General features: G+C 64.9%; 9 protein-coding genes and 1 pseudogene. 6 read left to right on the forward strand and 4 right to left on the reverse strand.

Translation table 11 applies throughout. The features are described from left to right. Positions 1-22: 22 nt before the first annotated feature. Complete coding sequence (locus AC0969_RS17125) at positions 23-928, forward strand: AEC family transporter (protein ID WP_479625367.1); 906 nt, start codon at positions 23-25, stop codon at positions 926-928. A gap of 38 nt (positions 929-966) precedes the next feature. Here the strand turns inward: AC0969_RS17125 and AC0969_RS17130 are convergent, their stop codons facing one another. After that, entirely contained in the window at positions 967-2,553 is a 1,587-nt protein-coding gene (locus AC0969_RS17130; protein ID WP_479625368.1) for an EAL domain-containing protein, read from the reverse strand. A 204-nt stretch (positions 2,554-2,757) separates the two neighbouring features. Next, a complete protein-coding gene (gene queG / locus AC0969_RS17135; protein WP_479625401.1) occupies positions 2,758-3,816 on the reverse strand; it encodes a tRNA epoxyqueuosine(34) reductase QueG in 1,059 nt (352 codons plus the stop codon). Between the two features lie 72 nt (positions 3,817-3,888). Between queG and tsaE the strand changes: the two genes are divergently transcribed. Together tsaE and AC0969_RS17145 are read left to right on the forward strand one after the other, a co-directional pair. Continuing rightward, positions 3,889-4,347, forward strand: a complete 459-nt coding sequence (tsaE, locus tag AC0969_RS17140; RefSeq protein WP_479625369.1) for a tRNA (adenosine(37)-N6)-threonylcarbamoyltransferase complex ATPase subunit type 1 TsaE — start codon at positions 3,889-3,891, stop codon at positions 4,345-4,347. Continuing rightward, positions 4,344-5,726 (forward strand): N-acetylmuramoyl-L-alanine amidase, encoded by a 1,383-nt coding sequence (locus AC0969_RS17145; protein WP_479625370.1) that lies wholly within the window; start codon positions 4,344-4,346, stop codon positions 5,724-5,726. Before tsaE ends, AC0969_RS17145 begins: the two co-directional genes overlap by 4 nt. On the opposite strand, the gene AC0969_RS17150 is transcribed toward AC0969_RS17145, so the two are convergent. Then, the gene (locus AC0969_RS17150) at positions 5,723-6,781 is read right to left on the reverse strand and encodes a GGDEF domain-containing protein (protein WP_479625371.1); all 1,059 of its coding nucleotides are present in this window, start codon (positions 6,779-6,781) and stop codon (positions 5,723-5,725) included. The genes AC0969_RS17145 and AC0969_RS17150 overlap by 4 nt on opposite strands. 309 nt (positions 6,782-7,090) lie before the next feature. Here AC0969_RS17150 and AC0969_RS17155 point away from each other — a divergent pair, with 309 nt between their 5' ends. Beyond that, complete coding sequence (locus tag AC0969_RS17155; protein WP_479625372.1) at positions 7,091-8,755, forward strand: FecR family protein; 1,665 nt, start codon at positions 7,091-7,093, stop codon at positions 8,753-8,755. An 80-nt stretch (positions 8,756-8,835) separates the two neighbouring features. Then, the gene (locus tag AC0969_RS17160; protein WP_479625373.1) at positions 8,836-11,625 is read left to right on the forward strand and encodes an EAL domain-containing protein; all 2,790 of its coding nucleotides are present in this window, start codon (positions 8,836-8,838) and stop codon (positions 11,623-11,625) included. A gap of 111 nt (positions 11,626-11,736) precedes the next feature. On the opposite strand, the gene AC0969_RS17165 is transcribed toward AC0969_RS17160, so the two are convergent. Next, entirely contained in the window at positions 11,737-12,180 is a 444-nt protein-coding gene (locus AC0969_RS17165; protein WP_479625374.1) for a GntR family transcriptional regulator, read from the reverse strand. Here AC0969_RS17165 and AC0969_RS17170 point away from each other — a divergent pair. Continuing rightward, positions 12,181-12,450, forward strand: a pseudogene (locus AC0969_RS17170) (NAD(P)-dependent oxidoreductase); the annotation flags it as partial. It lies immediately after the preceding gene. Positions 12,451-12,504 lie beyond the last annotated feature (54 nt).

Below are 12,504 nucleotides of genomic sequence, written 5' to 3' on the forward strand. Positions count from 1 at the left end.
TCAGGCTGTTATTCTCAATTGCATGAACTATGCCCAGCTATTGTTTCCTGATTTCTCATTGATTTTGTGCGGTTACCTCGTATGCCGCTACACCGGGTTAAACCGCACTGTGTGGGAGCAGGTGGAGAGTCTGACCTATTATTTTCTGCTGCCGGTGCTGCTGTTCCAATCGATTGTGAAGAACCCGCTGGACCTGTTTGCCGCCTCCAGCCTGATTTTTGCCGGGCTGGCCTTGAGCCTGTGCGCCATTGCCCTGGCCTACGCCCTGCCCTACCTGCCCTGGCTGCGCACCCACATCAACCTGCGCGAGCACGCGGCCAACGCGCAAATCGCCTTCCGCTTCAACTCCTTCATTGCCCTGGCCCTGGCCGAGCGGTTGGCCGGGCCGCAAGGGCCACAGCTGATTGCGGTGCTGATTGGGGTGTGCGTGCCGCTGATGAACGTGGCGGCGGTGTGGCCGATGGCGCGGCATTCGCAAGCCGGGTTTGGCGCGGCGCTGCTGCGCAACCCGCTGATTCTGGCCATCCTGGCCGGGCTGGCGGCCAACCTGCTGGGCTTTGAGATGCCGCGCTGGCTGGAACCCACTAGCAGCCGCATCGGGGCTGCCGCCATCACCCTGGGCCTGCTGGCAGCGGGCGCGGGCATGCAGTTTGGCCCTCTGGCCCGGGCCAAGGTACTGGCGGTGTCGGTGCTGGGGATTCGGCACTTTGTGCTGCCGCTGATTGCGCTGGGCCTGGGCTGGGCGATGGGCCTGAGCCCCATCCACGCCACCGTGCTGCTGGCGTTTTCGGCCCTGCCTACCGCCTCCAGCGCCTACGTGCTGGCGGCCAAGATGGGCTACAACGGCGCGCTCACGGCCAGCTTGGTGAGCATGTCCACCCTGCTGGCCATGCTGAGTTTGCCGTTTGCACTGGGCGTGCTACGGTAAATATAGCTGCCTGCGCATATTCTATAAGCGCTAGCGGGCTATTTGGCATCTAAATAACGCAACAACTCCGCCAGCGGCATGGGCTTGGCAAAGTAATAGCCTTGGCCGTAGCGCACGCCCAGGTCGCGCAATTGGGTGTACTGGGCTTCTTTTTCGATGCCTTCGGCGATGACCTCGCTGCCCACGGCACGGGCGATGGCCACGATCTCGGGGATCAGGCTGGAGCGCAGGGACGCATCGTCCATTTCGTGCACAAAGGAGCGGTCGATTTTGAGGAAGTCGGGGGCCATTTTCTTGACCATGCCGAGGTTGGAATAGCCGGTGCCGAAGTCGTCGATGGAGATGAAGTAGCCGTCGGCTTGCAGGCGTTTGAGCTCGGGCACGATCTCGGGGGCAAAGTTGTATTCGGTGACCTCCAGCTCGATTTTCCAGTCGCTGTGGCCGATGGCATCCAAGCAGGCGCGCAGATGCGGCTCAATGGCATCGCGTTGCAGGTTCTGGGGAAAAAAATTCAGCGCCACTTTGAAGTCGGCTCTGCCGCGCAAGGCCGGGCCCAGCTCGCGCAGCGCATGGGCACTCACCGCCGCATCAAAGGCCCAGGCCAAATTATTCTTTAACAGCGCCGGAATAAACAGGTCGGGGTAGACCAGCTGCTTGCCATCTTGCAGGCGGGCCAGCACTTCGCAACCGATAGGGCGGCCGCTGGCCAGGTCAATGATCGGCTGGTAGTGGCACACCACATGCGCGGGTTTGCACAAGAAACGGATGCGGTGCTCTACCGAACAAAAGTAGCGGCAGCGCTGGGTGACCGCGTCGGTCATGAAAAACCCCAGCAACACGCACAGCACGATGCTGCCCCATAACACCACGCGGGAACCCAGATACAGATCCTGGGGCAGCAGCACCGATTGCAGCGTGATCGCATTGCCCGACACGGGCGTGGTCAGCACAAATACCCACGGCTCCGGGCCCCAAAAATGCCACGCGGCAGGTGGCGACGCGCCCAGCACACCAAACCGCCGCCCTTCGTATGCGGCCACCCGCTGCGCCCCGCTCCCGACCCAAATAGCATCGGCATGCGCGGCCAATGCTTCGTGGCTCGCATTCAGCCCCACCACCACATTGAAGCGGCCGCGCTCCACCACCGTAGCGCGCAGCCGCTGCCCGGCCAACAGCAAAGGGGTTTGTATATAGATGCGCCCTATCGGCACATCAATCCCACCGGCGGCCGAGGCAAAGGGCTTGGGCAGCAGCCCCGTAATGCTGGTGCAAAACAACTGCTGGTCTGCGTTGAGCATGCCGATATCGCGCACATACCGGTAGCTAAACAGAAAAAAGCGCAGCTGCTCCAGGTTGGCGGGCGTACAGACCGGCTCGAAAGACTGGTTGAGCTGGTCCAGCAAGCCGCCCACATCTTCTTGCACCGCGTGGATGCTGCGCACAATCTGTGTGTGGCCTTGCTCCAGGGCTTGCAGCTGGCACTGGAACGACACCAGCAGCAAGGCCAGGGCCACCAGCAAGGCCATGCTGTAGCCACACACAATCCCCACCATGCGGGGATAGCGCCCCAACCAACGGGTGGCAGCGGCCAGAGAACGGTACCAATAGTGTGCAATGTGGCGCATGCTGGGGCGACCGAAAGTCAGGCCACAGCAGGCAAGCAGCATGCTTTAAACACATCACATCCCATCCCGATGACACCCATATTGCATGTACCGCTGTATGAAAATAAATGAGGCCCACCTATGCAGGCACCGTAAGTTTTTCAATGATAGGGGGGATTTAGTTTCACTCTCTTACAAATTGAGTGAAATTTATGTGCCCCCACTTCACGCGCTGTGCTGGAGTGCCCAGGCCACGTGCTCGCGCACCAGCACGCTGGGGTCGTCCGCCCGCTGCTGTAAGGCTTGGCGGATGTCCGCATCGTCCCCGGCCCGCAGCGCATTTCCGGATTTCAGCGCATTCCCCATCGCCACCGCCACATTGCGCAGCCAGCGTTCATGGCCGATGCGGCGGATCGGGCCGCCCTCGGTGTAGCGCAAAAATTCGTCCTCGGTCCAGCCGAAAAGCGTGTCCAGTTGCTGGCCGCTCAGGCCCCGGCGCTCGTCAAAGTCGGGCAAGGCGCTGCGCTGGGCGAACTTATTCCAGGGGCAGGCCAGCTGGCAGTCGTCGCAGCCGTAAATCCGGTTGCCGATCAGCGGGCGGAATTCCAGCGGGATCGGCCCGGCGTGCTCAATGGTCAGGTAAGAGATGCAGCGCCGCGCATCCAGCCGCTGCGGGGCCACGATGGCCTGGGTCGGGCACACATCGATACAGGCGCGGCAACTGCCACAGTGGCCGGTGGTCTCAGGCGTGGGAGGCAAGGCCCGGTCCATATAGATTTCGCCCAGAAAAAACATCGACCCGGCCTCGCGGTTCAGCACCAGGGTGTGCTTGCCGCGCCAGCCCTGGCCGCTGCGCTGGGCCAGCTCGGCCTCTAGTACCGGGGCCGAGTCGGTGAACACGCGGTAGCCCAGCGGCCCCAGCTCGGCGGCGATGCGGTCGCTTAAGCGTTGCAGCCGCGCGCGCAGCACCTTGTGGTAGTCCCGCCCCCGGGCGTAGACCGACACAATGCCCTCGCCGGGACGCTTCAGCCGGTCAAATTCCAGTGCCTGCCAGCCAGTAGGCGTGCTGCGCGGCAGATAATCCATGCGCGCGGTGATCACGCTCACGGTGCCCGGCACCAGCTCCGCCGGGCGGGCCCGTTTCAGGCCGTGGCTTTGCATATAGGCCATGCTGCCGTGGAACCCCTGGGCCAGCCAGGCAGTCAGACCCGCCTCGGCGGAGGTTAAATCTACCGGGGCCACGCCGATTTGGGAAAATCCCAGCTCCCGCGCCCATTCCTGTATCCGAGACACCTGTTGGAGATTTTCAAACTGAGCACTGTTCACATCCATCTGCCGATTGTAGAAACCCGCCCGATGCAACTTATTTTGCCTACCGAGGCCGCCACCGAGGCGTTTGCGCAATCGCTGTCCGCACAGGCCGACATAGCCCACGCCTTCATCACCCTGCACGGCGACCTGGGTGCTGGCAAAACCACGCTGGTGCGGCACTTGCTGCGCGCCCTGGGCGTGCAGGGCCGCATCAAAAGCCCCACCTACGCCGTGGTCGAACCCTATGAGCTGCCTGCGCTGAATATCTGGCACTTCGACTTCTACCGCTTCAGCGACCCGCGCGAGTGGGAAGACGCGGGCTTTCGCGACATCTTTGCCAGCCCCGGCCTGAAACTAGCCGAATGGCCGCAAAACGCCGGCGCCCTGCTGCCCACGCCCGACCTTGCTATCCATATTGACACCATGCTCGACGACTCCCGTACCGCCACCCTCACCGCCGCCACCGCCACCGGCCAACGCCTGCTGCACGGGGCCGCCGCATGAAGCGCCGCAGCGTTTTGCAAAGCGGCGCGGTGGTGCTGCTGCTGGGCATCAACGAACTGGCACGCGGGGCCAGCATCGTCGCCGTGCGGGTCTGGCCTGCACCCGAATACTCGCGGGTCACGATTGAGTCCGACACCGCGCTGAGCGTCAAACACAGCTTCATCACCAGCCCGCCGCGCCTGGCAGTGGACATCGAAGGCATCGACCTGAACCCCGCCCTGCGCGAGCTGGTGGGCCGGGTGCAGGCCGACGACCCCAACATCGCCGGCATCCGCGTGGGCCAGAACACGCCCGGCGTGGTGCGCCTGGTGGTAGACCTGAAACGCGCCGCCCGGCCCCAGGTGTTCACCCTGAACCCGGTGGCCGCCTACCAGCACCGGCTGGTGTTTGACCTGTACCCTGCGCAAGAGGTAGACCCGCTGGAGGCCCTGATAGCCGAGCGCCTGACCGCTCCCGCGCCAACCCCGGCAGACACGCACGACCCGCTGGCCGAGCTGATTGCCAAGCAAGACAGCAAACCCGCCCCCAAGCCCGCCAGCCAGCCCCCCGCACACACCGTAGCCCCCCAATATATTGCTATTATAAAAATAGCATCTTCCGCAGGTAATACAAGCGCTAGCGGCACAAATGATGTAAAAAATACAAGCCAGCGTACCGACCGCCTGATCGTCATCGCCCTGGACCCCGGCCACGGCGGCGAAGACCCCGGCGCCATCGGCCCCAATGGCACGCGCGAAAAAGACATCGTGCTGATGGTGGCCCACCTGCTGCGCGAGCGCATCAACGCCAGCAGCGTCAACGGCAGCCCGATGCGGGCTTTTTTAACCCGCGATGCCGACTTCTTTGTGCCGCTGCAAGTGCGGGTGCAAAAAGCCCGGCGGGTGCAGGCGGATTTGTTCGTCAGCATCCACGCCGACGCGTTTTTGACACCCTCCGCACGCGGTGCCAGCGTGTTTGCCCTGAGCCAGGGCGGTGCCTCCAGCAGCGCCGCCCGTTGGATGGCCAACAAAGAAAACAAGGCCGATCTGATAGGCGGCATCAACGTGCAGGCCAAAGATGCGCAGGTACAAAAAGCCCTGCTCGACATGAGCACCACCGCCCAGATCAACGACAGCCTGAAACTCGGCAGCGCCGTGCTAGGCGAGGTGGGCCGGGTCGGCAAGCTGCACAAACCCCATGTCGAACAGGCCGGCTTTGCGGTGCTCAAGGCCCCCGACATCCCCAGTGTGCTGATCGAAACCGCCTTCATCAGCAACCCCGAAGAAGAGGCCAAACTGAACAGCCCCGCCTACCGCGAGCAGCTGGCCGATGCCATCCTGCGCGGCATCCGCAGCTACTTCGCCAAGAACCCGCCGCTGGCGCGGAACCGCGAAATCTAGGCGCTCACCACCCGGTCGCGCCCTTGGGCTTTGGCGGCATACAGGGCCAGGTCGGCGCGGTCGATGGTTGGTTCGATCGCGTCGCCCGCCTGGTACTGGGTCACGCCGATCGACACGGTGACGCGAATCTCGACCTCGCCCGCGCCCACAGCTACCACCATCTGCGCCACCTGGACGCGCACCCGCTCCAGGCAGGCCAGGGCCAGCACAAAGTCGGTGTCGGTGAGCAAAATCAAAAATTCCTCGCCGCCCCAGCGGGCCAGCCGGTCGGTGGTGCGGATACTGGCCTGCACCGACTGCGCAAACTTCTGCAAGCAGCGGTCCCCCGCCTGGTGGCCGTAGGTGTCGTTGACACTCTTGAAGTTGTCGATATCCAGCAAGGCCACCATGAGCGACGCACCGGTGCGGTTGGCCCGCTGAATTTCCTGCTGCAAATGCTCCAGCATGCAGCGGCGGTTGGCGGTGCCGGTCAGTTCATCGCGGGTGGCGATGCGCTGGATTTTGGCCAGTGCCTCGGTGAGCTGGGCCTTTTGCCGGCGCATGTGGTCGCGGATTTTTCCCAGCCGCCAGGTCAGTATCGTGGTACCGGCCACCACAATAAACACCATGAACAGGTAGCTCACAAACAGCACCGGTGGCTCGTCGGTGTTGGGGTTTTCCAGCACATACACCACGGCCCCACTGAACAGTGCCAACGCATACACCGCCACGCTCAGCACCTGGCGGATAGACAGGCCAAAGATACCGAACATCAAAATCACCGCCAGCAGCGGTAGCGTCACGCCCCGGCCGTGCTCGGCCAGCACAAATGCGGCTGCGTCGCAGGCAATGGCATACAGCATTTGCGGCAACGCCAGCGACGGATCAGGCCAGCGCTGCGACACCCCGCTGCGGATCAACACCCAAAACACCACCAGCCCGGTGCCGCAAAACACGCTCCAAACCGCCGCATAACCGGCATCGGCCTCACCAAACAGCACCAGCAAATGCATCACGCCCATACAGGCCAGCATCAACACCGAAGCCAGCCCCACCTGGCTGGTGCGGATACGCATATGCTTCTCACGGCCTAACAGCACATCACGCAGGCCATTTAGCCAAAATTTATAATTTTTTAAGTCTTGCATGCACGTCCTGCGTACCACCCAAAATCAGATGGTCAAAAATGTTACTGCGAACACCGGAATAAGCAACCCGCCAAGCCCCATCCAAACCCCCACATGAAAAGCCCGGGTTCGTGATGTATTTATCATTTTGGTGGGCTTACCCGCTTAACCATGCGGCAGATTCGCAAAGGTTGCGTGCAGTTGTTACAATAAATAACCATTTTACCAACAAATAAACACCCAAAGCCGTGTATAGCCATGCAGCACCATACGCCCAAAGCTTTCCACCGCCACACGCTCCTGATGGGCCGTATGGGCCTGATGGGCCTGCTCTGGCTCGCCGCACCGCACACCGCGCTGGCCGCCGATTTCCTATACACCGTGCAAATCGGCGACCACCCCTGGAATCTGGCCGAGCGCTATTTAAAAAACCCGTCAATGGCCCAGGCCCTGCGCCAGCGCAACCAGATTGCCGACGACCGCCGCATACCGCCTGGCACGCAGCTGCGCATTCCGCGTGAATGGCTGAAGCTGGAATCCACCCAGGTCACGCTGCTGGCGGTGGTGGGCAACACCACGCTGGCCCAAGGCAGCAGCCCGGCCCGCGCGGCGGTGGCAGGCGAGCTGCTGCTTGCCCCCGCCGTCCTGCGCACCGGGCCGGACGGCAGCGCCACCCTGCAATTTGCCGATGGCAGCCGCGTGCTGGTGCGCCGCGACAGCCAGCTCCAGCTGCAAACCAGCCAGAAAAGCCTGCTCGGCAGCGCCAGCATCGTGGCCTTGTCGCTGCTACAAGGCAGCGTGGAAAACCAGGTCACCCCGGTGGGTAACAGCGGTGGGCGGTTTGAAATCCGCACGCCTGCCGCCATCGCCGCTGTGCGTGGCACGCAGTACCGGGTGGTTACCGATGGCCAATCCATGCGCACCGAGGTGGTCACCGGGGCCGTGCAGGTGGCCAACGCCAGCGGCCAGGTCACCGCCCAGGCCGCGCAGGGCACGCTAGCCCAGAGCGGCAGCCGCCCGGCCGTGCCCACCCCGCTGCTGCCCGCCCCCCCACTGGACGGCCTGCCCGACACCATCGAGCGCCTGCCGATTGCCTGGCCTATTGCCCCCCTGGCCGGGGCCAGCCACTACCGCACCCAGCTGGCCCGCAGCGCCGAATTCAGCGCCATGCTGTCCGACGAGGTCAGCGACACCGCCCGCATGCGGGTGCGCGACATCGAAGACGGCAGGTACGCCCTGCGCGTGCGCGGCATCGACGCGCAAGGTTTGGAGGGCCTGTCGGCCGAGCGCACACTGGTCATCCACACCCAGCCCGAGCCGCCGCTGCTGATAGAGCCCGCGTTTGAGGCCGCCACCACCGCCCTCCGCCCCGCCCTGCGCTGGACCCAAAGCAATACCGATAGCAACACCCAGCTGGAATATCGCGTGCAGCTCAGCAGCCACGGCGCACCGGTGGACGAGCAGGTGGTCGGCACGGCCAGCGCCCAGCCCCCGCTGGACCTGCCGCCCGGCATCTACCAGTGGCGCGTGGCCGCCATCCACCCCGTCAAGGGCCAAGGCCCCTGGGGCGACACCCAGCCATTTCGCCGCGTATTGCCCGGCCCCGGTGTCGATATTCCCCAGCCGCAAGACGGCAACCTGACCCTGCGCTGGACCGCCCAGCCGCAAACCACCCGCTACCACATACAGGTGGCGCGCGACAACAGCTTCGCCAGCCCCTTGGCCGATACGCACACCGACAACGCCCAGGTCCAGCTGCACAACCTGCAACCCGGCACCCACCATGTGCGGGTACAGGCCACCGGCACCGACGGCTACACCGGCCCCTGGGGCAGCACCCAAAGCTTTGTGGTGCCCGAGCCCCCACCCAGCCACTGGCGCGCACTCCTGCTGCTGGTGATTCCTGTGCTGGCGATTCTCTAATCCTCTTGCCTGCGCCCTCCAACAGCCACATGACCCCATTGGCTCCATTGGCCCCGTTGTCCCCATCCCGCTGGGGCCCAATGGCACTGCGCGCGGCGTGGTGGCTGGCGGGTGTTGCCACGGCCTTGCTGCTGGCCTGGTTCAAGCCGTCGGCCGTGCAGCGACTCGACCTGCTGGCCTACGACCTGCTGCTGCCCCGCCATACCGCCAGCCCCCAAGCGCCGGTGGTGATCGCCATTGACGATGCCAGCCTGGCCGCACTGGGCCGCTGGCCCTGGCCACGCGAGGTGCATGCGCAGATGATCGACCGCTTGCGCGATGCCGGGGCCAGCGCCATCGGCATGGCGGTGCTGTTCTCGGAACCCGACACCCGCAACCCCGCCAGCGATGCCGCCCTGGCCGCCGCCATCGCCCGGCACGGCCACGTGGCACTGGCCGTGGCCCCAGCGCAGCTGGCAGATGGCCGCATCGCCGCCGCCCCGCTGCTGCCCAGCCTGGTGGCCGCCGCAGCGCTGCCCCACCTGGGCCAGGTCGATGTAGAAATGGATCTGGACGGCCAGTCCCGAGGCATCCACCTGATGGCCGGCAACGGCCAGGCCGACACGCCCGCACTGGCCCTGGCGGTGCTGCAACAAGCCGCCCCCAACCCGGTGTGGGAGCGGCTGCTTCCGGTGGGCACGCCCCCCCGCCCCGCCAGCACCTGGGTGCGCGACCACCCCGTACTGCTGCCCCGCATGCACGGCCTGCCCACACTGTCGTTTGCCACCGCCCTGCAATCGTCCCAGGCGCTGGAACAGGTGCGGGGCCGGGCCGTGTTCATCGGCATCACCGCCAGCGGGCTGGGCGGCGAACTGGCCACACCGCTGGCAGGCAACCACACCACGCTGCCGTCGGTGATGTTCCACGCCCAGGCGTTTGAGGCCCTGCGCAGCCAGGTCTGGATCGACCGCGCGCCGCCAGCGCTGGCGCTGCTGTTGGCGCTGCTGGCCGTCAGTAGTCTGGCGCTGGTGCCTCTGTGCACGGGTCGCCGCCTCTTGCTGGCGGGCGGCATCCTGGTACTGCCGCTGCTGGTCAGCGCCGGGCTGCTGCTCACCCTGCGCACCTGGCTGCCCCCCGCCAGCGCCATGCTGGCCCTGGCCGTGGCGCTGGGCTTTTGGCTAGCGGGCAAGCTGCGCACCATGAACCGCAAGCTGATGCGCAGCCGCCAGCACGCCCAGTCCACCTTGCAGGCGATTGACGATGCCGTCATCACCATCGACGCCCGGCTGCACACCATCCGCTTCGCCAACCCCACCGCCCAATTGCAAGCCCCCGGCCAAAAACTGCTGGGCCAACCGCTGCACAGCGCCTACCCGCTGACCGAGGACAGCATGGCCCACCTGGTGGCGGCGGTATTTGAATGTCTGGGCCGGGGCAGCCGGATGTATGTACGCGAACTCCTGCACCTGCCCACCGCCAACGGCCCACGCATGCTGCGGGCCACCGCCAGCCCCTTGCGCAGCCCCGAGGGCGGGCTCGACGGTGCCGTGCTGGTGCTGGTGGACGTCACCGAATCCGTGGCCGCCGCGCAGGCGCTGGACTTCGCCGCCAACCACGATGCCCTTACCGGCCTGCCCAACCGGGTGCTGCTGCACGAGCGCATCCAGCTGGCCCTGTCGCGGGTACAGCGGCGCGGCGGCAGCATGGCGCTGTTGTTTCTGGACCTGAACCGCTTCAAGCAAATCAACGACAGCCTGGGCCACAGCGCAGGCGACGAGGTGCTGCGCGTCGTGGCCCAGCGGCTGCGCGCCCTGTGCCGCGACACCGACACCGTGGCCCGCTGGGGCGGCGATGAATTTGTGCTGCTGCTGAAAGAAGTAGGCGGCCAAGACGGTGCCGCCATCGCTGCCGCCAAAGTGGTCGAAGCCCTGACCCAAGACATCGTGCTGGACGCGCGCTTTGGCAATATCACCCTGCCCAGCGCATGCAGCGTGGGCGTGGTGATTGCGCCGCAAGACGGCAGCCACCTGGACGACCTGCTGACCAAGGCCGACATGGCCATGTACCGCGCCAAAGCCCAGCCCCGGGCCTGCTTCCAGTTCTGGTCGGACGACATCAACACCCGCATCCATGAGCGGCTGGCGCTAGAGATGGACCTGCGCCTGGCCCTGCGGGATGGGCTGTTTGCGCTGCACTACCAGCCGCAATTTGCCCTGCACAACCAACGCATGGTCGGCATGGAAGCCCTGATGCGCTGGCAGCGCACACCCGAGCAGCTGGTCATGCCCGGCGGCTTTATTGAAGTCGCCGAAGAATGCGGCCTGATTGTGGACATGGGGGCCTGGGCCGTGCTGCATGCCGCCCGCCAAATCGCGCTGTGGCTGCGCGCCGGGCTACAGCCCGTGCCGATAGCCGTCAACGTCTCGGCCCGCCAGTGCCTGAACCGCGACCTGGTCCAGGTGGTGCGCCTGGCCCTGGCGGAAACCGGCATCCCGCCCCACCTGCTGCGCCTGGAGATTACGGAGACCACCGCCATGTCAGATGCCAACCAGGTGATCGGCCTGCTGCAAGACATCCGCGCCCTGGGCGTGCGGCTGGCGGTGGACGACTTCGGCACCGGCTACTCGTCGCTGGCCTACCTGAAGCGCTTCCCCATCGACGAGCTGAAAATCGACCGCTCCTTCGTCAGCGACATCGCCACCGACAAAGACGATGCGGCCATCGTCCGCGCCACCATCGCCCTGGCTCACGGCCTGGGCCTGCAAGTAGTGGCCGAAGGCGTAGAAACCGAGGCGCAAAGCCGCTTCCTGAGCGACCTGCACTGCGACACCGTACAAGGCTACCTGTTCGGCCGCCCGCAGCCGCTGCACATAGCCACCGGCTGGCTGTGAAATAGCTACTATATTGATAGCTTACTGTGCTTATGGAATATGCGCCATAAGCTGATTCAATACCCCAATATTCCACGCAAAAATACGCCGGAAACCGCAGCGCAATCGCGTCTACAAATTGCAGCGGCGAGCGGATGTTGCGCTGCATCTGCGCGCTGGCCTCGGCGCTGTCGCCGAATGGCGGATGCGGTTCATGCCGGTGCGCGCCAGCATCAGCGGGTTCCAGGCGTGGGGGTGACCGGCCAGCAGCAGTATCTGAAAGTGCAGGTCTTCGTCGGCTCGCAGGTGGCCTGCAAAGTTGCCCTGGTCAGAGGCTTCAACCTGCCGCGCCAGCACATCGGAGAGCTTTTTGCGCTCGGCCAGCGGGGCCTGGGTGGCCAGCGCGGTGGCGCGGCATTCGACCATCTCGCGCACAAAAATCGCATCGGTGATCCGCGCCCGGCTCAGGCGGTTGACGAAGGTGCCGCGCTGCGACAGCACCTCTAGCAGCCCGTCGCTCACCGGGGCGCGGCTCACGCCCAGCGCTTCGGACACTGCCAGCTCCGACAACGCCATAAAGGCTTTCTGACCAACGTGTCGCGCGGCACGGTGATGGACGAAGAAGCCCTGGTGCAGGCGCTAGAGAGCGGCGGCATCGCCGGTGGCGGGCTGGATGTGTTCGAAGACGAACCCCGCGTGCCCGCGCGCCTTCTGGCGCTGGACAACGTGGTGCTGCTGCCGCACCTGGCCAGCGCCACCCATGAAACCCGCCAGTCGATGGCCCACATGGTGGTGCAAAACCTGGACAGCTTCTACGCCACCGGCAAGGTCCACGTTGGGCCGTGAAGCATCACTATGCATTTAATAGCACCTAGCGCATATTGAATATGCGCTAGATGC

The sequence above is a fragment of the Rhodoferax sp. LB1P47 genome, from assembly GCF_056521445.1.

Bases quoted from the DNA above. Each gene is read 5' to 3' on its own strand.
- AC0969_RS17125 (WP_479625367.1), top strand. From the start codon at position 23: ATGAACTATGCCCAGCTATTGTTTCCTGATTTCTCATTGATTTTGTGC.
- AC0969_RS17130 (WP_479625368.1), bottom strand. From the start codon at position 2,553: ATGCGCCACATTGCACACTATTGGTACCGTTCTCTGGCCGCTGCCACC.
- tsaE (WP_479625369.1), top strand. From the start codon at position 3,889: ATGCAACTTATTTTGCCTACCGAGGCCGCCACCGAGGCGTTTGCGCAA.
- AC0969_RS17145 (WP_479625370.1), top strand. From the start codon at position 4,344: ATGAAGCGCCGCAGCGTTTTGCAAAGCGGCGCGGTGGTGCTGCTGCTG.
- AC0969_RS17150 (WP_479625371.1), bottom strand. From the start codon at position 6,781: ATGCGTATCCGCACCAGCCAGGTGGGGCTGGCTTCGGTGTTGATGCTG.
- AC0969_RS17155 (WP_479625372.1), top strand. From the start codon at position 7,091: ATGCAGCACCATACGCCCAAAGCTTTCCACCGCCACACGCTCCTGATG.
- AC0969_RS17160 (WP_479625373.1), top strand. From the start codon at position 8,836: ATGGCACTGCGCGCGGCGTGGTGGCTGGCGGGTGTTGCCACGGCCTTG.
- AC0969_RS17165 (WP_479625374.1), bottom strand. From the start codon at position 12,180: ATGGCGTTGTCGGAGCTGGCAGTGTCCGAAGCGCTGGGCGTGAGCCGC.